24 protein-coding genes and 1 pseudogene are annotated in these 21180 nt (G+C 61.4%); 11 read left to right on the top strand and 14 right to left on the bottom strand.

The features are described from left to right. Window positions 1-83 precede the first annotated feature (83 nt). Together FS320_RS16860 and FS320_RS16855 are read left to right on the top strand one after the other, a co-directional pair. Complete coding sequence (locus FS320_RS16860; RefSeq protein WP_152712990.1) at window positions 84-515, top strand: MarR family winged helix-turn-helix transcriptional regulator; 432 nt, start codon at window positions 84-86, stop codon at window positions 513-515. A 28-nt stretch (window positions 516-543) separates the two neighbouring features. Further along, window positions 544-1290 (top strand): NADPH-dependent F420 reductase, encoded by a 747-nt coding sequence (locus FS320_RS16855; protein ID WP_152712989.1) that lies wholly within the window; start codon window positions 544-546, stop codon window positions 1288-1290. Window positions 1291-1562: 272 nt separating this feature from the next. On the opposite strand, the gene FS320_RS16850 is transcribed toward FS320_RS16855, so the two are convergent. The 4 genes from FS320_RS16850 to FS320_RS16835 form a co-directional block, all read right to left on the bottom strand. Next, entirely contained in the window at window positions 1563-1910 is a 348-nt protein-coding gene (locus tag FS320_RS16850) for a DUF6665 family protein (protein WP_152712988.1), read from the bottom strand. Between the two features lie 107 nt (window positions 1911-2017). Then, window positions 2018-3409, bottom strand: coding sequence for an adenylate/guanylate cyclase domain-containing protein (locus FS320_RS16845; RefSeq protein WP_152712987.1), 1392 nt, complete (start codon window positions 3407-3409; stop codon window positions 2018-2020). Between the two features lie 195 nt (window positions 3410-3604). After that, window positions 3605-4225: a flavodoxin family protein gene (locus tag FS320_RS16840; RefSeq protein ID WP_162003034.1), complete on the bottom strand. Its 621-nt coding sequence runs from the start codon at window positions 4223-4225 to the stop codon at window positions 3605-3607. Window positions 4226-4284: 59 nt separating this feature from the next. Beyond that, window positions 4285-5124 carry an SDR family oxidoreductase gene (locus FS320_RS16835; protein ID WP_152712986.1) on the bottom strand — a complete coding sequence of 280 codons (840 nt, stop codon included), beginning with the start codon at window positions 5122-5124 and terminating at the stop codon, window positions 4285-4287. A 94-nt stretch (window positions 5125-5218) separates the two neighbouring features. Between FS320_RS16835 and FS320_RS16830 the strand changes: the two genes are divergently transcribed. The 4 genes from FS320_RS16830 (at window position 5219) to FS320_RS16815 (ending at window position 8617) form a co-directional block, all read left to right on the top strand. Continuing rightward, complete coding sequence (locus tag FS320_RS16830) at window positions 5219-6112, top strand: LysR family transcriptional regulator (RefSeq protein ID WP_152712985.1); 894 nt, start codon at window positions 5219-5221, stop codon at window positions 6110-6112. Window positions 6113-6290: 178 nt separating this feature from the next. After that, window positions 6291-7343 carry an alpha/beta hydrolase gene (locus FS320_RS16825; protein WP_152712984.1) on the top strand — a complete coding sequence of 351 codons (1053 nt, stop codon included), beginning with the start codon at window positions 6291-6293 and terminating at the stop codon, window positions 7341-7343. 135 nt (window positions 7344-7478) lie between these two features. Further along, the gene (locus tag FS320_RS16820) at window positions 7479-7955 is read left to right on the top strand and encodes a cytochrome P460 family protein (protein WP_152712983.1); all 477 of its coding nucleotides are present in this window, start codon (window positions 7479-7481) and stop codon (window positions 7953-7955) included. Next, the gene (locus tag FS320_RS16815; protein ID WP_162003033.1) at window positions 7952-8617 is read left to right on the top strand and encodes a DUF4405 domain-containing protein; all 666 of its coding nucleotides are present in this window, start codon (window positions 7952-7954) and stop codon (window positions 8615-8617) included. The genes FS320_RS16820 and FS320_RS16815 overlap by 4 nt, the downstream gene beginning before the upstream one ends. A gap of 122 nt (window positions 8618-8739) precedes the next feature. On the opposite strand, the gene lhpI is transcribed toward FS320_RS16815, so the two are convergent. Further along, window positions 8740-10434 (bottom strand): cis-3-hydroxy-L-proline dehydratase, encoded by a 1695-nt coding sequence (gene lhpI, locus FS320_RS16810; RefSeq protein WP_152712999.1) that lies wholly within the window; start codon window positions 10432-10434, stop codon window positions 8740-8742. Window positions 10435-11382: 948 nt separating this feature from the next. Here lhpI and FS320_RS16805 point away from each other — a divergent pair. The 3 genes from FS320_RS16805 (at window position 11383) to FS320_RS16795 (ending at window position 13401) form a co-directional block, all read left to right on the top strand. After that, entirely contained in the window at window positions 11383-11592 is a 210-nt protein-coding gene (locus FS320_RS16805; protein WP_152712982.1) for a cold-shock protein, read from the top strand. A gap of 180 nt (window positions 11593-11772) precedes the next feature. Continuing rightward, window positions 11773-12921, top strand: coding sequence for a sensor histidine kinase (locus FS320_RS16800; RefSeq protein WP_152712981.1), 1149 nt, complete (start codon window positions 11773-11775; stop codon window positions 12919-12921). 99 nt (window positions 12922-13020) lie between these two features. Continuing rightward, a complete protein-coding gene (locus FS320_RS16795; RefSeq protein WP_244627185.1) occupies window positions 13021-13401 on the top strand; it encodes a response regulator in 381 nt (126 codons plus the stop codon). An 83-nt stretch (window positions 13402-13484) separates the two neighbouring features. Here the strand turns inward: FS320_RS16795 and FS320_RS16790 are convergent, their stop codons facing one another. Continuing rightward, window positions 13485-14219, bottom strand: coding sequence for a PRC-barrel domain-containing protein (locus FS320_RS16790; protein WP_152712998.1), 735 nt, complete (start codon window positions 14217-14219; stop codon window positions 13485-13487). A gap of 320 nt (window positions 14220-14539) precedes the next feature. Between FS320_RS16790 and FS320_RS16785 the strand changes: the two genes are divergently transcribed. Further along, on the top strand, window positions 14540-14755 hold the full coding sequence (locus FS320_RS16785; RefSeq protein ID WP_152712980.1) for a DUF2934 domain-containing protein: 216 nt from the start codon (window positions 14540-14542) through the stop codon (window positions 14753-14755). 61 nt (window positions 14756-14816) lie between these two features. Here the strand turns inward: FS320_RS16785 and FS320_RS16780 are convergent, their stop codons facing one another. The 7 genes from FS320_RS16780 to FS320_RS16750 form a co-directional block, all read right to left on the bottom strand. Next, the gene (locus tag FS320_RS16780) at window positions 14817-15071 is read right to left on the bottom strand and encodes a hypothetical protein (protein ID WP_338105377.1); all 255 of its coding nucleotides are present in this window, start codon (window positions 15069-15071) and stop codon (window positions 14817-14819) included. 342 nt (window positions 15072-15413) lie between these two features. Further along, window positions 15414-15686 (bottom strand): hypothetical protein, encoded by a 273-nt coding sequence (locus FS320_RS16775; RefSeq protein WP_152712979.1) that lies wholly within the window; start codon window positions 15684-15686, stop codon window positions 15414-15416. A 31-nt stretch (window positions 15687-15717) separates the two neighbouring features. Next, window positions 15718-16062 (bottom strand): hypothetical protein, encoded by a 345-nt coding sequence (locus FS320_RS16770; RefSeq protein WP_152712978.1) that lies wholly within the window; start codon window positions 16060-16062, stop codon window positions 15718-15720. Window positions 16063-16298: 236 nt separating this feature from the next. Further along, the gene (locus FS320_RS16765; RefSeq protein ID WP_152712977.1) at window positions 16299-16658 is read right to left on the bottom strand and encodes a hypothetical protein; all 360 of its coding nucleotides are present in this window, start codon (window positions 16656-16658) and stop codon (window positions 16299-16301) included. Between the two features lie 306 nt (window positions 16659-16964). Next, entirely contained in the window at window positions 16965-17990 is a 1026-nt protein-coding gene (locus FS320_RS16760; RefSeq protein ID WP_244627186.1) for an NRAMP family divalent metal transporter, read from the bottom strand. A 334-nt stretch (window positions 17991-18324) separates the two neighbouring features. Beyond that, window positions 18325-18531 carry a hypothetical protein gene (locus FS320_RS16755; protein WP_152712976.1) on the bottom strand — a complete coding sequence of 69 codons (207 nt, stop codon included), beginning with the start codon at window positions 18529-18531 and terminating at the stop codon, window positions 18325-18327. Window positions 18532-18788: 257 nt separating this feature from the next. Further along, entirely contained in the window at window positions 18789-19793 is a 1005-nt protein-coding gene (locus tag FS320_RS16750; protein ID WP_152712975.1) for a Bug family tripartite tricarboxylate transporter substrate binding protein, read from the bottom strand. A 148-nt stretch (window positions 19794-19941) separates the two neighbouring features. Between FS320_RS16750 and FS320_RS49785 the strand changes: the two genes are divergently transcribed. After that, window positions 19942-20073 (top strand): hypothetical protein, encoded by a 132-nt coding sequence (locus tag FS320_RS49785; RefSeq protein ID WP_274597184.1) that lies wholly within the window; start codon window positions 19942-19944, stop codon window positions 20071-20073. A 205-nt stretch (window positions 20074-20278) separates the two neighbouring features. On the opposite strand, the pseudogene FS320_RS16745 reads toward FS320_RS49785, so the two are convergent. Continuing rightward, window positions 20279-20872, bottom strand: a pseudogene (locus tag FS320_RS16745) (tyrosine-type recombinase/integrase). Between the last annotated feature and the right edge of the window lie 308 nt (window positions 20873-21180).

Below are 21180 nucleotides of genomic sequence, written 5' to 3'. Positions count from 1 at the left end.
TCCGCCTCAGCCGCAAGGAGCGACTTGACATTCCACCGAGCACCGTTATCTAGCGCGCTAGATTTTAGAGTGCTAGAGAAACTATGATGTCGGAACGGCACAGCGTCGGCACGCAACTGTCCTTCGCGCTTTATGGCGCGGCGAACCGCATGGCGCGCATGCACAAGCCGTTCCTGGAGCCGCTCGGCCTAACCTTCCCGCAGTACTTGGTGATCCTCGAACTGCTGGATGGCGCGCCCCTGTCCGTCGGCACGCTCGGCGCTCGCCTGGACATGGACACGGGCACGATCACGCCGCTGGTCAAACGGTTGGAGGGTGCCGGCTTCGTAACCCGGGCACGGGATCCGGCTGACGAACGGCGCGTGCTCGTCGACCTGACACCCCGCAGCCGTGACCTCGAAGCCGAGATCCGGAGCATCACCGATATGATCAAGTCGGCGTGCCAGCTCACCGACCAGGGCGTGGACGACCTCCGGCGCACGCTCGATGCGCTCGCCCACCCGGCGAGCGAGTAAACCCTCACGGAATTCATAGGAGACCATTATGAAGATCGGCATTTTAGGCACCGGCCACATTGGCAAGACCCTGGTCCGCAAGCTGAGTGCGGCCGGGCATGACGTAAAGGTGGCCAACTCTCGCGGCCCGGACACGATTGAGCCCGACGTGCTGGCCTCTGGCGGTCGTGCAGTCACGGCTCAGGAAGCCGTGGCGGACGTTGACGTGGTCATCCTGTCGATCCCCCTCAATCGGCTTCCCGGGATTGCGCCGCTGATCGCCAGCGTTCCAGCCGAGACGGTGGTCATCGACACGTCGAACTACTATCCGGCCCGCGACGGCAGGATCGAGGCCATCGAGGCCGGTCAGGTCGAGAGCCTGTGGGTGTCCGAAGAGTTGGGCCGTCCCGTCGTCAAGGCATGGAACGCCATCGGGTCCGACTCCTTCGCGAGGAAGGGCAAGCCTGCCAGCAGCCCGGACCGCATCGCCATTCCTGTTGCGGCCGATAGCGACAGGGATCGCAAGGTGGGAATGGCGCTCGTCGAGGACACCGGCTTCGACGCCTTTGACGCAGGCGCGCTTGCCGACTCGTGGCGGCAGCAGCCTGGCGCTCCATGCTACTGCACGGACCTCACCCTCGAAGAGATGCCCGCCGCCCACACTGCGGCCGAGCGGGCGCGATTGCCGAAACGGCGCGACCTGGCTGTTGCGGCCATCGTGGAGAGGGTTGGTGACGGCACAACGAACCCGGATGCGGAATACGGCGTCCGCTTGAACCGCGCGCTGTTCATGTAAGCCCTGGCGCCATCCTCCGCGAAGCACCTCGCGCGAGAGGGATCAGCGCGAGTTGATCCTCTCCGAGGTCGGAGCACAGGTAGTGCACCCACGCGGGAGGTCTCCTAATAGCACTCCTGAGACGTACGCGTTTGGTCCGCTTCTGCACTCAAGTGCCGACGTTCGTTAAGCGGCCGGAACGTGAAATTTTGATCCGTTCCAGACCTTCTGAGCCCGAGCTCGTGATTGAGGTGGATTAAGCCACTCGTGAGAGGCGGGTGATGCCCGTGCGGCTAGTCCACCCTGCGCCTGACTTGCCCGACGCGGCTCAGCACCTCACGCGGAATGCTGTAGTCCTTGACCACAGCTTCCCAGTTCCGGAAGCCGCATAGCTCCCGCTTGATCATGAAGGCCCAGACGAGGTCGGCGGCCCCCTCCAGCAAGACACGACGACGAGGCTCCTGGTCAGGTCCGTGCGCCTCGGCATCGAAGGATCGCAACGCCGCGAGAGCCTGCTCGACTTGACCGCTCAAGGTGCCAAGCGTGTGCGCTTTCTGCTCCCGCAGCTCATGATCAAGCACGCTCCAGCCCGTCTCCGGCTGAAGGCTAGTCGACAAGCTCTGGGGGATGCGAACTGCCATCTAAAGTCTCCGCAACGTGACGATGTGGAGGAGATGGTGCCGCAGCCCTCATGGATAAACGCGACACCCTGGCGCAAGCCGGCACAGGCGACGCTCCGCGGCACCTGTCAGGCGGCGATGTGGACGAGGATGTTCTTCTGCCGGCCCCGGAGCTGGATCTCGCGGGATGACTGGAACCTCGTGAGCCATTCCGGATCTGCTGCGGCGCGGATGCAATCCTCTGAAGCGATGATCGAGCCGCCTACCGCCCGGGTGATCTCCTCAAGCCTGCTCGCCACGTTCACGACATCGCCGACGACGGTAAACTCGACGCGCTCCCTGCCGCCGAGATTGCCGACCGTCACAGGACCGCAATGGATACCAACCGACACACGAAGGGGATCCGCGCCACGGCCGGACCTTTTCCGGCTCCAGCGCCCGATCTCCTGCTGAAGGTCGAAGGCGCACGCGAGCGCGCGGGCCGGCGCGTCCCGTTGCAGGCCGACGGAGCCGAAGGTCGCCATGAAGCCGTCTCCCAGGTACTTGTCGAGAGTGCCGCCATGCTTGAACACGATCGCGCTGCTCCGCTCCTGGAAGCTCCGCAGTAAGGCAAACGTGCGCTCGGGCGAGAGGGGCTCGGTAAGCCTGGTGAAGCCGACGATGTCCGCAAACAGGACCGCGACGGTCCGTGTCGCTGGCTCTCCGAACGCCGTCCCGCCGCGCCTGGCGAGGGCCTCGGCCACGTCCGGAGAGACATAGCGCGAGAGATCCGCGCGCACGACCTCAGCCTCGACTTGGTTCAACAGCGCCCGCCGGCTGCGCCAGACGGCAAGTGTGATGAGCAGGGTGAACAGGGAGGTGGCGACAAGCTGGGTATACCAGGCCGTCAGGCCGACAAAGGCAGGCTTGAAGGATAGATCTAGGACCGCGGCTGATGTCAGCGCTCCCTCCGCAGCCGCATCGTTGAACCGCAGCGTGTCCGGTTGCGAGTAAATCGAGAAGACCCCGATCGACCAGATGACGAGGATCGACACACCTGTCCAGAGCACCCTCCTTGGGGAGTAGGTGAGCGCAGCCTCTGCGAGAAGTAGGAGAACGTAGAGGAATTCCTGCCCGCGCAGGCGGGTCTGGATGGGCCATTCATTGCCGAGACTGGCCGGGGGAGGAAGCAGGATCGCCGCTGAGACCAACGCGACATCGAGTACGATAAAGCCAAGTTTGATCGCCTCGCCGTGGGGATGGTGTCGCAAACGATATGGGAGGTAGCCGAGAATGAAGAACCCGAAGGCGTAGGCCCCGTAATAGAGATCGCGTGGCCATGGTACGAGCCAGATGAGCCAGATGGAAACGATGATAATCGCCGTCAGCCGGGCGTAGAAGGCGAACTGGAGGCCCTCAAGTTCCGCCTGTCGAATACTCGCCTTTAGGCGATCCTGTGGTCTCCCGGGCGACCAAAGCGATCGAAGCGCCTGCAAGGCACTGGACACAAAGCCGATGATCCGGTTCGCCACGTCAGACATGTGCTCGCTCCGCCGATCCCAAGGGCTCTGGTTCTGACCCTGATAGCATTCCGACAAGGGCCTTGCACGGTGCGAGCGGATACGGCGAAAAGGTCAAGGCCGGGGCTTGGGCCCGGGGCCGGCAAGTCCCTGGTCGGTCCTCATTGGAGATCAGCGTCACGCCTGGATCACCAGCTCTACAGTGACGCCGCCACGTCACCTGAGGTCGCGTATTCGCGCGCGAGTCTCAGCCAGCAGATCCTCGCGGCTCTTCTGCCAGTAGATGCGGCCGCGGCGTAGGAACAGGTGGTGGATGAAGTGGCCGCCTCGTGCCTCGACACGCCTTGCGAACGCATCGATCTCCGTTTGCTCGAACCGGCTGTTGCCGGTCGTGACGAGCACGATTTCCTTGCCCATAAGGTTGGCCTGCTCGACGTAGGCCCAAAGCGGCGTCGCCGGGCGGAACATCCAGATCGGCGACACCAGGAAGAGGCGGCGAACCCGATCGAGATCGATGTGTCCGACCTCAATCCGCGGCAACTCGCCCGCGTTCGCATCAGAGACGGCTTTTCCCTGACCCGAGAAGTCCAGAGGATAGTCTGCCGAGATGCGAGCGATCGGCGCATTGAACGTGCGCGCGACCTCCCGGGCGACGGCCTCGGAATGGCCGGAGCGCGAGTAGTAGACCACCGCAACCGCCCGGTTCGGCTCGCCCACCGGCGCGTAAGCCTCGCTCGCGACGTAGGTCCGGTCTTTCACCGCCATCAAGGCGAAGGCGGCAATTCCAACGGCGGCCATAGCCAGGGCCAGGAGCAGTATGAATTTCCTGGTGTTCACGTCGGTCCCTCATGGGTATTCGGGCTTCGGGGCTGCCGAGGATACGGGTCAGAAGACCGCTAGGCGTCGTCGAAAGCCAGCGAAGCCGACAGCGCGCGATGCGCATCGATCTGCCCTTGAATGGCTTTCAGGTTGGCCTCGACAGCCGCCATGGCATCGGCCCCCGCAACGAAGCGCAGAGGAAGCTCTCCCGAGTCCGACAGGGTCACCAGGGCAGCGGCCAGCTTGGCCGGGTCACCGCCCTGCTGGCCGTTCATGCCCTTCCAGGCTGCAATCGTCTGCGCCGTGCGTTCGGCGTAGTCTTCGATCGAGAGCTCCGGCCAGATCGTCGAAGCGCCCTCGACCAGGAGTTCCGTGCGGAAGAACCCCGGCTCGACCGACATCGTGGCGATGCCATAGGGCGCGACGTCGAAGCGCAGCGACTCCATCCAGCCTTCGAGCGCGAACTTCGATGCCGCGTAGGCGACCACGAATTCCTGCCCGATCAGACCCGCGGTCGACGTGATCGTGATCACCTGACCGCTGCGCTGTTGCCGCATGACCGGAAGGATGGCGCGGGTCACGTTCAGCGGGCCGAAGAAGTTCGTCTCCATTTGCGCCCGGAATTGTGTGGCACTGATCTCCTCGAAGTATCCGGCATAGAAGTTGCCGGCGTTGTTCACGAGAACATCGATGCGGCCGAACCGATCGACCGTAGCCTTCGCGGCGGTAATCGCGGCCTCCGGGACGGTGATATCCAGCGCGACCGTCAGCAGGTTATCGTGTGCGCCCACGGCCTGGAGCACCCGATCCGCATTGCGTCCGGTCGCCACGACGGAGTGTCCTGCGGCCAAGGCCTTCTGAGCGATATCGATGCCCAGCCCCCGACCAGCCCCTGTGATGAACCAGACTTTGCTCATGTCAGTCTCCCATTTCTGAGCACTGCATCTACCGCGTCCGGGAATCCGCGATTAGATGGCATTATCGGCATGGACTTAGAAAACGGATTTATGAATGCGCCGAGACAACGTGAATGATCTGACCGCCTTCATCGCGGTCGCCCGCGAGCAGAGCTTCACGAAGGCGGCGGCGCAGCTTGGCGTGTCCCAGTCGGCGCTCAGCTACACGATCCGGACACTGGAAGCCCGCCTGGGGCTGCGCCTCCTCACCCGCACGACGCGAAGCGTTTCCCTGACGGAGGCGGGCGAGCGCCTGCTTCACAGCATCGGCCCGCGCTTCGACGAGATCGAAAGTGAGATCGCGGCGCTGAGCGCCATGCGCGACAAGCCCGCCGGGACTATCCGCATCACCACTGTCGAGCACACCGCCGAGACCATCCTCTGGCCGGCCCTTGCCCCTCTCCTGGCCGAGTATCCCGACATCAACGTCGAAATCATCAGTGATTACGGTCTCAAGGACATCGTCGCCGACCGCTACGATGCAGGCGTGCGGCTGGGGGAGCAGGTCGACAAGGACATGATCTCCCTGCGGATCAGCGCCGACCTCCGCATGGCGGTGGTGGGCGCTCCCGCCTATTTCGAAGCCCGCGCAAAGCCTGACGTCCCGCAGGACCTGATCGAGCACAGTTGCATCAAGCTCCGCCTGCCGACCCACGGCGCGTTCTATGCATGGGAGTTCCAGAAGGACGGTCAGGAGCTCAAGGTGCGGATCCAGGGACGGACTGCCTTCAATACGATGGGGATGATGCGCCAGGCCGCGCTCGACGGCTTTGGACTGGCCTACCTTCCCGAGGATCAGGTGGACACGGCGATCGCGGAGGGGAAGCTGGTTCGGGTTCTGGCAGACTGGTGCCCGCCACGCCCTGCGTACCACCTGTACTATCCGAGCCGCCGGCAGCACTCGCCGGCCTTCGCGCTCGTGATCGAGGCGCTTCGCTATCGCGGGTAGGCGCCTCTGCCCTCGAGCGGGATGGTCCATCCGATCGGATCGCCTCCCATTCAGAAAGCGGCCTTCTAAGCCCATGCAAATCATACCGGCTAATCTCTGAATGTCCGACCGACTAACTTCGATTGGTCACAGGCGCACTGGGGGCTGGGGCGTCACCGAAGCACGAAGGGACGACACCATGAGCAAGATCACTGGGCTGAGCCGCCGCCAACTCCTCCTGAGCAGTTCCATCGTCTCCGTCAGTGTCCTGCTGGCTGGAGCCGCCTCCGCCACCCCGGTTCCGGCACCTCAGAGCGCCGTCACCAGCACGCAGACCGGAGACGTCGTCGTCAGCAATGTTGAGTTCAAGAAGAACGACATCACCTTGGCCGGAAACGTCTACTATCCCAAGTGGTTCAACCGGAACCAGAAGTACGCGGCCATCGTGGTTGTCCATCCCGGTGGCGGCGTTAAGGAGCAGACGGCCGGCCTCTACGCACGGAAACTGGCCGAGGAGGGCTTCGTCACCCTAGCCTTCGACGCGGCGCATCAGGGCGCCAGCGGCGGCTTGCCCCGCTTCGTCGACGATCCGATGAAGCGCGTCGGGGACATCTACAGCGCCGTCGACTACCTGGTCTCGCTCCCCTATGTGGATGCGGAGCGCATCGGTGCCCTGGGTGTCTGCGCCGGGAGTGGCACGACCGTGAAGGCGGCCATGACCGAGCGTCGCATTAAGGCGCTCGGAACCGTGAGCGCGGTCGATGTCGGTGCCGCCACGCGCAAGGGCTGGGATGGCAAGGCTCCGGAATCCGCCCTGATCGAGACGCTGGACGCCGTTGCCAAGCAGCGCTCAGCCGAGGCAACTGGCGCCGCGCCGGTCTACGTGAACTACGTGCCCAAGATCGGCGACACGACCGCCCCGCGCGATCTACAGGAAGCCGCGGATTACTACCTGACACCACGCGGCCAGCATCCCAACTCGACCAACCAGATGCTGATGACCAGCATCAGCACCCTGGCATCGTTCACCGGTTTCGAGGGGGCCGAAACCTTCCTGACGCAACCGCTCTTGATGGTCGCCGGCAGCGAGGCGGGTTCCCTGTGGCACAGCCAGGAGCTTCACGCCAAGGCCGCCTCGGAGGCCAAGGAACTCTTCATCATCGACGGCGCCACCCACATGGACCTCTACGACGGCGATGGTTCGTCCATCGCAGCCCGGAAGCTGGCGCCCTTCTTCATGAGCAACCTCTAGTCTTCAAGAGCAACCTCTAGTCGCCGCTGCTCCGAACCGAAGCCCTGGCCGACCTCAACGGAGGTCTGGCCGGGGCAATCGCTCCCCCGCGTCCTGCGCAATGCTCAAGCCTTGCGGCTTCCAAGGAGGCTCCTCATGATCCCGGTGTACCAATTCTCCTTTACCGCAGCCATCATCGCCCTCCTGACCCTGTTCGCGCCAGGAGCAATGGCTCAAGCCGAGAACAACCGCGCCACGTTTCCAGCCAACTTCGAACAGATGGTGATGTACGGAGACTACAGGCGCGGCACCAGCGGAGAGCTGGCCTATGCCCTTAGAGAAACCATCGACATTGCGAAGGCCGGCCAGCCATTGCCACCAGGCACTCGTCTTGTGCTGGAGATTTACGACAACGGCACCCTGACTGGCTACTTCGTCATGGAAAAGGGGATCGATTGGGGCCTCGACTTTGCGGCAGAGCAGCGCACCGGCGACTGGCACTTTCAGCAGTTCGGCACCGACAAACAGGTTCGGAGGACTGCCATCGCAGCACGCTGCCAATCCTGCCATCAGTCTCAGGCTGCGAACGACTACATGTTCACGATCGACAGGATGCGGGCCTACGTCCCGTGAGACCCTTGTTCCTGTTCCGCCTGTTCCTCGATTCCCTGGCAGTCGGCTTATTGCTGGCCGCTCTCGCCTGTGACTGGCTCGGCAATGCAGCCCATGAGATCATCGGCATGGTTCTGTTCCTGCTCCTGATTGTTCACGGTATCTTCAATCGCCGATGGTACGGCACGATTGCGAAGGGCTGGCGCGAGCCTCGCAGGGCGGTTGCCAAGACGATCACTCTGTTCCTGCTGATGACCATGCTGACTCTCGTCGTGACAAGCGTGATCATCTCCCAGGCTGTCTTCAGCTTCCTGCCTTTGACCAGCACTCCGACCTCGCGCCAGATCCATGCGTTGGCGGCTTACCTGGTTCTGCTTGCTGTCGGGGCGCATCTTGGCCTGCACGGGCCGATGATCATAGGATTGGTGCGCAGATGGGCCGGTGTCACGGGCAACAGCAAACTCCGCACCTTCGTTCTACGTGCCGCGGCCGCAGTGATCGCGGCTTACGGAATTCACAGTCTAAATGTCCTGAATGTCGGGTCGAAGCTGTTCATGCGGATGACGTTTGAATTCTGGGACTTCGAGACTTCGACGCTGGCCTTCTTCCTGCATCACGTGGCGATCGTGGGCCTGTGCGCGCTGCTTTCGTACTGCCTCGTCAAGTTGATTTCCAAGGCATAGGCGAGATCCGGTGCAGGACCGGGAGCTTCGATAGAACTTTCAAGGATTCCAGACGTCGGTTCAAGACTTGAAATCGAGGTTTGCCGCAGGGCAGGGGAACTCTCCGCTTGCCCCAGCGCGAACTACGAGAGCCAGGCGGGCGCTTCCTGTTGCGCCTTGCCGCTACAGGCGGCTTCCACGCACGCGGCCATGCCGCCGAACCGGACACCACGCCCGACCAGCCCTGGCGCATAATGCGCGTACTTGCCTGAGTTGGTCATCAGCGTCCGCACGGCCGGGGGGATCACCGGCTCGCCGAGCATGCACCAGCACGTATCCGTCACAAACTGAACGCCAAATGCCTCAGCCTCCTCGATATGCCCGGCTCGAGAAGCAGCTTCGTGCACGGCCCGGCCACAGGTCACGACCACCGCGACGTTCGCTGACTTGGTTCGCCCCCGCACCAGCGCTGCCAGTCGAGCGCATTCATCATGGGAGAAATGGGGATTGCCGAGGCTGACGAGCCCGACCTCCGGCGATGCGACCGTGTTCAGGACCTGCCATGCCTGCCGTAACTCGCTCGAGGCGATGCGCACCTGGCGCTCTGGGCGTTGCTCATCCGCTTCCGGCGTGATCCCGGCAATGTGGAACATTGATGCAGCGGCAACTGTGGCGAAGGCTGCACCAAAGGCCTTCAACTCGTCCGGCCCGGCGGCGCTCGTCTCGAGTCCGCGGATCAACGGGATCTCGGTGCCGCAAACGGCGCCGCAGCAATATCCGAGCAGCGGCCAGAAGGCGTCATCGGCTCCTGTGGGCATCTCGACCTCCAGCGCGAGCGTCGCTCGTCTTCCAGCATCAAGATGGCAGCCGGCCAGCGGGGCTCGCCCGGTCAAGGCGATACAGACGTCCAGGTAGTCCGGGTACTTCATCGTCCGCGCGCCGATTACGCTGTTGGCATAGACCACCGCGTTCGACTCCGCCCAGCCGACCTGCTCGCCAAACCGGGGCGCGCTCTCAAGCAGGTAAGGCGCACAGGTGAAGCTTGGCTGGGCACCCATCGCAAGGTAGGCGTCGGCAAGGGCGCTCGCTGGAACTCCCAGGTCTTGTGCGACGCCCTGCGCCCGCCAGCGGCGCTTGTCCACGGAGATGGAGTTGAGGGTCGTCGGCACCCGCACACGCGCGTGCCACCCGATCAGCATCTGCGCAAAGCGCAAGCTGGCCGGACCCGTATAGATGCAGCCGTCGATGTGGACCTGAGTGACATCCATGAAGGCCTCCGCCTCCTGAACCGCGGCCATCCGGACGAGCAAGCGCATGGCAACCTGCGCCGCCTTGCCATGCTGGCCCGAGAGGAAGGCTTCGTCGACTGCGTCCAATCGGACTGTCGTGTCCTCGTTGCTCTCCTGCTGCGCCGTTTCGGGTTGCCAATCCCCGATAGGTGGCTTGTGGAGGAGCTGAAAGTTGGATCCCACCACTCTGGCGTACCGGTACTCACCAAGGCGCGCGAACACCTCCCGCTCGATCCGCAGCACCGGGATCGACTGCTCGAAGACCACCTCGGCGACCAGCGCACCGAGGGTGAGGATCTCCTCGCGCTCACAGATGACGATGGCCGCCGGAGCATGGCCGTTCAGGATCAGTTCGAGCAGCACGCCGCTTCCGGAGCACGATCCACGTCCGCTCGGAATCGCGAGCACCCGCCCGTCGAGGCTTTCACCGCACAGCGGGTGGTGTTGATCGATGACGACACCAGTCTGAGGATCCACGCCGCCCCAGAAGCTGAGCCCCACCATGGCGCTGAGTAGTTCGCCCTGTGCATCGCCCGCCACCAACGTCATGCAGGGTCTGATGAGATCCACGCTATCACCTCCTGACCCAACGGGATGTTCAGGTCCAGGCCTTTGTCCTGTAATCCGAAACCACACGCAAGTCGGTTTGGGAGGGATCAAAGCCATCCGGCCAGGGGATGTGCTCACGGTTCCCGACGACCCGAAGCTGGTTCAGTATACCAGCAGGATCGATAGCGCGATCGTGGGCATACTCCCCCGGGGAGAGGGCGTGCCAAGCCATCAATCCCTTTCGGGAGCGCGGCGCGTGCATCGTATTCGCGACAGTCTCGGCACTATGGGCGCTGCCGGAGCACCAATTTGAAACTGCCCTGCTGCGGCAAGCCCGCGAACGTGAGCCACTCGTTCAGGCTTCCCTCGAGAACGCCTCGTCAGCAAAGCCCTCATAAAGGTCCGGAGCTGGCACACCTGAGACGCTGCGCCGAGGGCAGCAATCCTCACAGAACCAGACCTTCCAAAAAGTGAATGGACTTCACTGCCTGACCCATTCCTGACCATCCTGTGGTTGGCTATGTGCTGGGAGGATTTGGCGCCACCTCTCTCATCGCCGTGCAAGAAAGCTCTCTCGCTGGCCGGGAAGCCAGGAGGGAGCAGGGTCCAGAGCCAGAGGGAGGATGCATTGAGGGAACAGTCCGGATCCTATTCCTCCGTGTTCATGCGATCATCAGACGACATGCCAATCCGCAGACGATCATGGAGAAGCCCGCCCTCGCCACAGGTCCTGTGAAGGGTATGTTTCCCATCCAACCTTGCAATCCGACATTGAAGCCCCATATGTACTCTATCGACTTTGGCCGAACAATCGGGCCGTTTCGCTTGTGGCTTTGCCAGGCGCACGTTCAGACACTCTCCCCAAACATCGACGACCCCGAGCACAGGGCCGCATTGTTGCGCGACCTGCAAGCTCACGTGCACTCACGCATACCCAAGGATATTCCCATGAACACAGGCACCGTAAAATTCTACAACGATCAAAAAGGCTTCGGCTTCATCGCGCCGAGCAACGGCAGCAAGGACGTGTTCGTCCATGCCACCGCTCTCGAGCGCGCCGGCATGCGCGGCCTCATCGAAGGCCAGAAGGTTGCCTTCGACACGGCGGAAGACCGCCGCTCCGGCAAGATCGCCGTCAACAACATCGAGACGGCATAAAGCCCGTCCCGTCGGTGCAGGATTATCCGCACTGAGGCATTGAGGCCGCTCCCGCATGGGAGCGGCTTTTTATTTGCACCTGCGACGCTGCCATTGCGCAGTTAGCGGAAGTGAGCTGAGCCGGTATGTCGGCCGAAGCCCTCAGGTCCCTCATTGCATTCACATCATACGGGGTTGGCCATGAACGAGTTCGAGGAGAACAAGGTTGATACCGCCGAGCGGACCGTCGCCGAACGGCACATCGAAGCCGTACGGCAGCAAGGTGGCCTGTTCGTGGAAGCCGTTCGCCGGACCCGCATGCCGATGCTCGTGACTGACGCCACCCTGCCCGGCAACCCGATTGTTTTTGCCAACCAAGCGTTCGTCGACTTGTCAGGCTACGGCATGGATGAACTGCTCGGACAAGACCCGCACTTCATGAACGGCGAAGGCACCGACCCGGAGGCCATCCGGCGCTATGAGACTGCAATCACCGACGGGCGGGACGAAACCCTGGAGATCCTTCAGTACCGGAAGGGGGGGACCCCCTTTCGGGCGATGCTGTTCGCCAGCCCGGTGGATGACGGGCAGGGCACCGTCACCAATCATTTTCTCTCCTATCTCGACATCACCCGACGCTACGTCGCTGAAGAAGACCTTCGGACCCTTGCTTCTGAACTGGAGGCCCGAGTGGCGGCCCGCACCAGGGATTTGGAAGCCGTCAACACCAGGCTGTCGGCTCTGGTTTCCGAGCGGGAGATGCTGCTGGTCGAGGTCAACCACCGCGCCAAGAACAGCCTTGCCATTGCGGCCTCACTCCTAGCTATCCAGGGACGACGGCAGCCGGACCCGGCTGTCAGGGCCCTGTTCGAAGAGGCTCATGATCGTCTCAACGCCATGGCGAGGGTGCACGACCTTCTCAGCAAGTCGGAGCAGGCTCAGCGCGTCGACGTGTCTGTGTACGTGGCAGACCTGTGTGGGGCGCTGAAACCAATTACGGAAAACGATGATCGCATACGTCTTGAGGCAAAGATGGACGATGGGATGCTGGTGGACGCCGATACGGCAGTTCCGCTGGGCATTGTGCTGACGGAGCTCATCACCAATGCTGTCAAATACGCTTTCCCGGCGCCACGGTCAGGGATGATCCTCGTTCAGGCGCGCCGCAGCCAGCCTGGATGGATCGAACTGGTCGTCCGGGATGATGGGATCGGGATGTCGAGTCTGCGGGAAGGATCACTCGGGTATGGCCTTGTTCGGTCTCTCGTCCAGCAGATCCGGGGTGAGATCGACGTGCGCAGCGATGCCGGGTTGACGGTGACGATCTCGTTCCCGGAGGCGTCCCAGTAGCGCCAGAACACAATCCAGATGGCGCAACTCGCGGTGACGCGGATTGAAGCCATGCGTCGCACCCGCCGAATATCATCATGGCCTAAGGAACGAAGAGGATTGATCCCCATTCCAATCGAAAAGCTTGAGAAGAAACCCGACATTCGCGCGCTCATTCTCGTTGTCGAGGACGAAGCTCTTGTCCGCATGATGTTGGTTGATGTGCTGGACGATGCCGGCTTCAAGGTCATGGAGGCGGCTCACGCGGACGAGGCACTCCATGTTCTTGCGACCGTTCCCGAAGTCCAGGTTGTCGTCACGGACGTGGAAATGCTACGCGGAAGCATCAACGGCTTTGAGTTAGCCCGCAGAGTGCGCGATGATCGACAGGATATTGGTGTTGTGATCGCGTCCGGACGCGTGGCCCCCGTACCCGGGGACTTGCCGCCGGGGCCCATTTCGTCGGAAAGCCCGTTCGCCCTGAAAGACTGCTTGAGCTAGTCCGAGCGCTGCTCCTTCAGGACTGAGAGTGCCACGAACGCTCGTTCGTGGCACTGAGGCTTGGGCCCAAGCCTGTACCGTTGTTATGGGTGACCGGCAAAGAGCGCGTCGTTCCGGGTGCGCCATGTTTCGTCGGACAGCCACTTGTAATCCTGATCGGGCATGTGGGGAATGGTTTTTACCTTCGCCTCCGGCATGGGAAGGAAGAAGCTATCCCGCTCCTGGGAGACCTTGAGGGAACGGATTGGGACGACGATGCTGTCCTTGCCAGGCGTGAAGAACCCTCCTGACGCCACAATCGCATAGTCGCGGCGGTCTTTGGTGCCGAAGACGACGTTCCTGACCTCACCCACGATCTTATCATCGGCACTGCGCACCTCCGCGCCGATAATCTGGTCCGCCCTCAAACCTGGGGCAAGCTCCTCTATGTGGATCAGCGGCTTGGCATCCTTGTCAGCACGACGACCTTGAACGGCGCCCCGTTGGACCTTTGGCTCGCGAGCGTCCATCTGCTTCTCGGCATCCTCCTCGTCGTTGCCGCCCAGGGAGTTCATCGGAGGGCCGGCGAGAAGTTCACGGATGTTGCCCAGGAGGCGCTCGCAATCGTCATGACGCCCGTAGGACCAGAGGGTGATCGCAGCATCGCGCAAGTTGCGCAGGTCACGAACCGTCTGGCGATTGGCCTTCCCGCGCAACTCAGGCCTTTGCAGGATGGCTTCTTCGAGTTTGGCGTCGGCGATCTGGCAGTCGGCCATCGCCTGGGTGACCCCAAGCATGCTGAGAAGAGTAACAGCAAGGAGAATTCGTGCCGGTTTCATCGATGGTCCGATCTGTAGGAAGGGCAGGTTGCCAGACGAGGCCGCCTTCTGCCGCCAGCCGTACGTGTCTGGAGCGTCAAGAGGCATCGCGGTGTCAAGGCAATTTAGATGGTCGATTCAAGATAGGTGCTGCACCAGCGCAAGTAACCGATCAATAAATTCATGTTCTTATAAGAATTTTGTTTATTCACCATACACATCTTCAGTGAGGTTGGTACCTAAAATTACTTGATGTTTATTGATAATATTTTCTACTCGCCCTCAATAAGCCATCGTGCAGGTCGTATCCTTCTGGATGAAAACGCAGGAAGGACAATGATATGGAACAGCATGCCGATGAAACACAGGACCGGGTCAGACGGCGCGCCTACGAGCTTTGGGAGCAACACGGCAGTCGCGAGGGCTATGAGGCGGAGTTTTGGCACCAGGCCGAGCGCGAGCTAAAGGGTGAAGCGAGCAGTAGCGACACCAACAGAGGCATCAGCGCGAATGCTGCTTCGGCGAGGAGCGGTTCCGGGTCTGATGGGCCGCGCTAGAAACGGAAAGAGCGCCAAAGCTCAGGCTCAGCGGATCCGTCCAGAGTATCCTTCAAAATCTTTACGGATAGACTGGTGATCGAGGTTGATCCTCGCCCGGATTGCGCCGGCACACGCCCCGCGTGTGCTTCTCGATAGCTGCCAAAGCCGCATCAAGGGATGCGAAGGGTCCATGCTCGATGCCGGCCATAGTCTCCAGAGCATGGCCTTCCGGGTGGATTGTGAACTGCTTGGCGGATGCCTCCGTGATCCGACCCATCGGGCGGCCGAGCAGGTCCGTCAGGTTCCATGCCCTGCCGTCATCTGTTGGTGTCACGATGACATCCAAGCTTGCCTCCAGTTCCCGCAGTGCGCATGAATTCGTATAGGCTGTCGGACTCAATGCAAGGCTTGTAACCGCGAGTGTTCCAGAGAACACCCAGCCTCGCTAGTATAGCAGGCAGTGCCTACACCCCCGCCACTTTCTCCTACCGAAGGCCTCCCTACGGAGCGGACTCCTCTTCGATGTTAGAGGAACTGCGCGTGAGGCGTAACACGATGCAGGTAGGGAGCTTTGCGCCTGCCTGACGATATCTGGCCGCACTCCGCAGCGCTGGATGAGTGCCCTTTAATCCAACGTTGGTTTCTGTGAACATCGGTCCAGGAGGTTGGCGTCTGATTAGGCATCGTGGGATCCCGAAGCATCCCGCGCCAATGCGGCGTCGAGAGCCTCCGGCGTGACAGGGATCGCTTCGAAGGACCCTGTCCCACCGTGGCGCAAGGGGAGAAAGATCACGGTTGCAATACGCCGGTAGGCCAAGAAAGATAAACCCTCGATAGGTTCCTCGTCAGTCTGGACCGTGTAGCTCCCGGCTGGTTGGGTCTCGTCCAATCCGTCCAGCGAGAAGGAGCGCGCGAACGTGAAGGTCTTGGATGTGGTGCGCAAACTCATGACCATCCTCCGTGGTGCAAGTGGGGACAGCCTAGATCCCGACCTTGTCGGCGCAGGCGACGGCGACAAGGCGGTTGCCTTCCGATGTTCCAGGCATGGTTGCCCAACCATTCTTCATCACGATGTCGCCTCGCTCGTAGGAGGAAGCTGCTTTCAAGAGCACAACCCGCTCGGCAAGCTGTGGATCACGCTTAGATTGGTCGACGCAGATCGAAGTCAGTGCTGCAACCACATCGGTTCGCGATTGTTCTGTGGCCATCTGCCGGGCTGTGCCCCCTGTCACCCACCCGCCCCAGTTGAAGCCGATCACCGTCACGGCAATTGCGCCGCACGCCACGCCGTAAAGGCCTGGCTTCAACCATTCCAGGGTTTTCATGAGCTTATCTTTCGGATCAGGCAAGAAATTATCTTCTCACCAGAAACAAACAATAGCACGTAATACTACTCTCGGTGTTAGTTTTATTTTCGCTACTCATCGCACAAACCTTCTCAACGCGGCTCTGAGACCGCAAAGAAGCAGGTTTTAGTGCTGATATCGGCAAATAATGATCAGCTCAATGATTTACGGCATCCTCCGATTGCGGGTTGCACAGCCGTTGAGGCTGACAACGATTACGGAGACTGGGCGTCAAGGAGGGCAATACGACCAAGCTCGACTCTGATCGCCAGGGCTGTCTTTGCTCCAATGCCTGGGAGCCGCTCGATCCGGTCCGCAATAGCGGTGAGTTGGGCGAGTGTCGTAATGTTTTCTCGATCCAGCACATTCCACGCGTTGAGTGGTAGACGCAGACCACGAATGGGTCCCGCGCAGTCGTCAAAAAGACCCTTATGCATCTGCTTCTCTTCTCGGTTTGATGATTGGCTCGTAAGGGAGTGGGCAAGAACAGCCCAGTTTTCCGCAACCCGTGCAGCCTGTGCTTCCTTGATCAGGATTACAGTGCTGGTTGGGAAATCAGGAAGGCGACGAGGCATGGCCAAACTCCGCGACACAAGTGGGAGCGCACGTCTTCCTGGGTCACTGACACCTGTCAGGCACCGGTTAGCGTTCAATTATAGATGCGCCGCTATGGGGCGCATTACCAGGACCTTTAGATAAAAAGAAAAATTGACCCATCTTGGATCGCTTCCGTCAAGATGCCGCACAGTTTATCCATATGGCCCAGAGACAGAGCAGGCTTTGTGTGAGTAGGTGACCTTTATCGGGTTTGTTTTTATTTGCCCCTACGGACCCGTAAACTTAAAGTGCCCACTTTTGGCGGGCGCTTTTTTGCTTGGTGTCTACCATTTTAGGCAAGAAGATTGGCTTACGGGAAATTGCGGCTCTCTGTCAGGAATTTGCTGTAGAGCCTTGGGACGGGCTTTCCACGACAAGCGACAGCGCGACCCGCCAGACGATCTGTCCGGCCACATCCTTCGCATCGACAGTAAAGTCGCGCCGGTCCTGACGTAGAAGAACTTGTTCTCCGATGGCTTGGCATGCAGGCTGCCCTTCTTGCCAAAACCTTGAACGATGTCGTAAGCGGCACTCGTGGTCATGATCGGAACGGCCAGGAAGCCGACGCCGATAATCCCGGCGGCAAAAAGCCATTTCGCTGCCGGCCCGGCTAAGGGCTCAAGGGCGGCAGCGGCCTGTGCGGCGGTCTCGATCTGCGTCTGACCAGACGTGTGAAGCGTGCTGCCGGTGGCGAGAATGATGAAGTAAAGGATCACATTCGAGAAGATCATGCCCGTGAGCACGTCTCGTCGTGTGCGTTCGATCTCGACGTCAGTGGCGCCCTTGCGTTGCCAGAGATGGCGCCGCCCCTTCAGGATTTCCTCTTCCACCTCCTGGTTGGACTGCCACGTGTACACATAGGCGGACAGGGAGGTGCCAATGCACGCAACCACAATCGACAAAAATTCGATGTTGAACTGGATGCGAGGGATGAAAGTGCTTTTCAAAACCTCCATCGGGTCGGGTTTGGCCAGAATGGCTGCAATCACATAGGCAAAAAGGATCAAAGCAAGCCAACGAAAGATCTTTCGGATCAGCGTATACGAGCCAAAGTACTGAAGCGCGAAGATCACCACCGCCGTTCCGGCCACCAGCAGTGGAACCGGAAGCGGGATCAGAAGGTTCATGGCCGCGCCGATACCGCCCAGATCCGCAGCGGCTTCGATCACGTTGCCGATGAACGCGCCGATCATGGTCGGGTAGAGAACCCAGCGCGGAAACTGGTCCCGGATGATGGCAAACAGGCCCTTGCCGTAGACCTGGCCAAGCTTGGCCGAGAGATATACCACCACGTACATCATCGGCAGCAGGACAGGTGCGATCCACAGGAAGCCGAGCCCGAATTTTGCCCCGGCGCTGGCGTAGGTGCCTATCGCGGAAGGGTCATCATCGGCCGCACCCGTGATGATGCCTGAACCAAGAACGCGAAAAAGTCCGCCCTTTGGGGCGGGTGGCCCTGTTCCCTGGTATCGAAGGGTTCACGTAGCTTCTGGTGCATGGGGGCTCACTTGGTGGCGGGAGTGAACTCAACTCAGAAGACAGGCGTCGGTTCGAACGGTCGCGATATGGCGCGTAAGGACCGTCTCGGCGTCATCCCTGATTCCCGGAGCGGCCGGCAAGATCAGGGGGCGCCCGGTGCCCCGCTCAGCGTGGATCCCGACTGGCGCGTATGATGCGCAACAATTCGTCCCGGGTGTGGGGCCAGCGATCCTCCGGGACGAAGGGAGCGAGCTGGCTGATCGCCGCGTCCAACCGCTCCTCGTCGATGGCATTGGGATCGGTCAGGGAATGGCCATGCTGTTGCAGATTCTCTGAGAGCTGCTCGTCAAAGGACTTCAGAAGGTTCACCATGTGCGTCCTCCATGAAAACGGACGGTCTTGGGGCAATCTGGTGCTCGGGCAGAGAACACAGGTCAGGGAATGATGTTCCCCGAGGCGACAGGTGCGAGCGATCTGCCAGCTCTACCGATCAGCCCACCTCCGGCGTCGACCGGCTCCACCACCCAAGTTCCCATAGGACAGAGCAAAGCGGTGATGGATTGCACCTCCTGGCGCTCGATTTGCGGCCAGGAGGTTCGCTTTTGATTGAGAAGGATCGGGAGCCTCGATCAGTCGATCTGAACGCCGGCTTCCTTCACGACCGGCGTCCACTTGGCGATTTCGGTCTTGACGTGCTCGCCCAGGGCCTCCGGGGTCGAGCCGACCACCGTGGCGCTGAAGGTCTTCAACCGTTCCTGCACGGCCGGGTCCTTGACGGCCTTGAGGGCTTCGGCGTTCAGCCGGTCGACGACCGCCTTCGGGGTGTTCGGCGGAGCGAACAGGGCATTCCAGGTATAGGTCTCGTAGCCGGCCAAACCTCCCTCGGCGATGGTGGGCATGTCCGGGAAGGACGGCGCCCGCTCCTTGGTCGTCACCGCGATACCGCGCAGGGTGCCGGCCCGGATGAACTCGGAGGCCGACGGCAGGTTGTCGAACATGATCGGCACCTGGCCGGCGACCACGTCGTTCAGCGCCGGTCCGGAGCCGCGATAGGCGATGTGCTGCATCGAGACCTTGGCCATGCTCTTGAACAGCTCGCCCGAGAGGTGCAGAGGCGTGCCGACGCCGGACGAGGCGTAGTTGTACTTGGCGGGATCGGCCCTCAGCAGGGCGATCAGCTCCGGCACGGTCTTAGCCGGCAGGCTCGGATGGACCACCAGCACGTTGGGGACGATGACCAGGAGCGAAACGGGTGCGAAGTCCGTCACCGCATCGTAGGGCTTGCGCTTGAGCATGAGCGGGTTGAGCGCGTGCGTGGCCACCGTGCCCATCAGGATCGTATAGCCGTCGGGATCGGCCTTGGCGACCCGGGCAGCGCCCGTGCTGCCGCCGGCCCCGGCGACGTTCTCGACGATCACCTGCTGGCCCAAGCCCTCGGACATCTTCTGGGCGATGATGCGGGCGACCACGTCGGTCGAGCCGCCGGCCGCGAAGGGCACGACCATGGTGATCGGACGTGTCGGGAAGGTCTGAGCAGCCACTGGGGCTAACCCCAGAGCCGTCGCGGCCAGAAGGGCGCCGCCGGCGAGAACGGCTTGGCGTCGGGTTGTCTTGTTCACGATCAGGTCTCCCATGGTGTGAGGTCGGCGGCAAGGATGCGCCCATGGCAGTCTCACATAACCAACACGTGAGCCATGTCCATGGGTTCACAAAACTGTGCGGCATTGAACAACGCTATGAAGTGGGTAAGAGAGGCCAAGTTGCACAAGCAAGGAGGTAAATGTGTTCGACAGACTGCTCGGCGATGAACCCACCAACGACCCTGCCACCCGCCTGGGCCGCATCATCGGCAACGTTCTTGGGGTCGCCCTTTATCCAGTCCTGGCCTGGGTTGCGATGCAAGGTCTCTTCTAAGACCCTTTCCGTTTCTATGGTCTGTTAGTGCCTGAGCCAGTCCATGACTGGGAGGCCCAGGGAACGAGCGGTGCTCGTCTTGTTACTGTGGGCCCCGCGTGCTTCTCCTCTGCCTTGCGGCGGCTTGGATCTCAGATCCGGATCTCGGGTTGTGACAGCCAGAAGGCCCTGACGAGGCGGCTTGCCGGCAAGCCGCCTCCGGCGCTTAGATCTCAACCTGCTCCGCAATGACGAGCGCATCGTCGACGTCAATCCCGAGATATCGGACTGTGCTCTCGATCTTGGTGTGGCCAAGTAGGAGTCGGATGGCTCGAAGGTTGCCGGTTCTCCGGTAGATCATCGATGCCTTGGTACGACGCAAGGAGTGCGTTCCATGGGCCAAGGGATCGAGCCCGATCGCGCGAAGCCAGGATCCCAGCAGGCGGGCATACTGGCGGGTCGTCATCGACCGTCTCCGATCAATTCGGCTGGGGAAGAGCGGCTCGCCCTTGTGCAAGTCCTTCTTCTCCAGCCAGCGTCCCACAGCCTCGCGGGTCTACTCAGTAATCTCGAACTGAACAGGCCGGCCGGTCTTCCGCTGCATCACGGTGGCGCGGGATCGCACCCGCCCATTGAGGGCCACATCGTCCACCCGGAGCGCGACGAGGTCACAAGCTCGTAGCTTGCTGTCGAGGGCCAGATTGAACAGAGCGAGATCTCGAACGCAGTGTGCAACCTGGAGCCTGATCCGGATGGACCAGATCTCAGCCTTGAGAGGCGGTTTTGGTCCAACCAGTCTACCGCGGTTCCAAGGGATCATGGTTCGGCACACAGGGCCGTTGATGTGTTGCATTGCAGTGCTCCTTGATTGAAGCCCCCGCAATGAAACTTGACCGAACTGCTGGCAGGATAACCAGGATTGCCCTGAGCCCTCAGGTTTCCGGCGGCTTGCCAGGGTAATCCGGACATCGGTTTTCCTTCATCGATTTCATACGTTGACCGAAGTCTCTTTCATAATGCAGCCTTTCTTCAGATCCCCGGGAGGCGGATCATCTTAATGTCCTGATAATTCTCATAGTTCTTCGGCCTGCGGGCGATGACCGCCTGCACTCCTTGGCGAACGGCCTC

The sequence above is a fragment of the Microvirga tunisiensis genome, assembly GCF_009296175.1.
GTDB lineage: Bacteria > Pseudomonadota > Alphaproteobacteria > Rhizobiales > Beijerinckiaceae > Microvirga > Microvirga tunisiensis.
Note: the sequence above shows the minus strand (reverse complement) of the source record. Positions and strands in the feature narration are given on the sequence as shown.

Bases quoted from the DNA above. Each gene is read 5' to 3' on its own strand.
- FS320_RS16860 (WP_152712990.1), top strand. From the start codon at position 84: ATGATGTCGGAACGGCACAGCGTCGGCACGCAACTGTCCTTCGCGCTT.
- FS320_RS16855 (WP_152712989.1), top strand. From the start codon at position 544: ATGAAGATCGGCATTTTAGGCACCGGCCACATTGGCAAGACCCTGGTC.
- FS320_RS16850 (WP_152712988.1), bottom strand. From the start codon at position 1,910: ATGGCAGTTCGCATCCCCCAGAGCTTGTCGACTAGCCTTCAGCCGGAG.
- FS320_RS16845 (WP_152712987.1), bottom strand. From the start codon at position 3,409: ATGTCTGACGTGGCGAACCGGATCATCGGCTTTGTGTCCAGTGCCTTG.
- FS320_RS16835 (WP_152712986.1), bottom strand. From the start codon at position 5,124: ATGAGCAAAGTCTGGTTCATCACAGGGGCTGGTCGGGGGCTGGGCATC.
- FS320_RS16830 (WP_152712985.1), top strand. From the start codon at position 5,219: ATGCGCCGAGACAACGTGAATGATCTGACCGCCTTCATCGCGGTCGCC.
- FS320_RS16825 (WP_152712984.1), top strand. From the start codon at position 6,291: ATGAGCAAGATCACTGGGCTGAGCCGCCGCCAACTCCTCCTGAGCAGT.
- FS320_RS16820 (WP_152712983.1), top strand. From the start codon at position 7,479: ATGATCCCGGTGTACCAATTCTCCTTTACCGCAGCCATCATCGCCCTC.
- lhpI (WP_152712999.1), bottom strand. From the start codon at position 10,434: ATGACGTTGGTGGCGGGCGATGCACAGGGCGAACTACTCAGCGCCATG.
- FS320_RS16805 (WP_152712982.1), top strand. From the start codon at position 11,383: ATGAACACAGGCACCGTAAAATTCTACAACGATCAAAAAGGCTTCGGC.
- FS320_RS16800 (WP_152712981.1), top strand. From the start codon at position 11,773: ATGAACGAGTTCGAGGAGAACAAGGTTGATACCGCCGAGCGGACCGTC.
- FS320_RS16790 (WP_152712998.1), bottom strand. From the start codon at position 14,219: ATGAAACCGGCACGAATTCTCCTTGCTGTTACTCTTCTCAGCATGCTT.
- FS320_RS16785 (WP_152712980.1), top strand. From the start codon at position 14,540: ATGGAACAGCATGCCGATGAAACACAGGACCGGGTCAGACGGCGCGCC.
- FS320_RS16775 (WP_152712979.1), bottom strand. From the start codon at position 15,686: ATGAGTTTGCGCACCACATCCAAGACCTTCACGTTCGCGCGCTCCTTC.
- FS320_RS16770 (WP_152712978.1), bottom strand. From the start codon at position 16,062: ATGAAAACCCTGGAATGGTTGAAGCCAGGCCTTTACGGCGTGGCGTGC.
- FS320_RS16765 (WP_152712977.1), bottom strand. From the start codon at position 16,658: ATGCCTCGTCGCCTTCCTGATTTCCCAACCAGCACTGTAATCCTGATC.
- FS320_RS16755 (WP_152712976.1), bottom strand. From the start codon at position 18,531: ATGGTGAACCTTCTGAAGTCCTTTGACGAGCAGCTCTCAGAGAATCTG.
- FS320_RS16750 (WP_152712975.1), bottom strand. From the start codon at position 19,793: ATGGGAGACCTGATCGTGAACAAGACAACCCGACGCCAAGCCGTTCTC.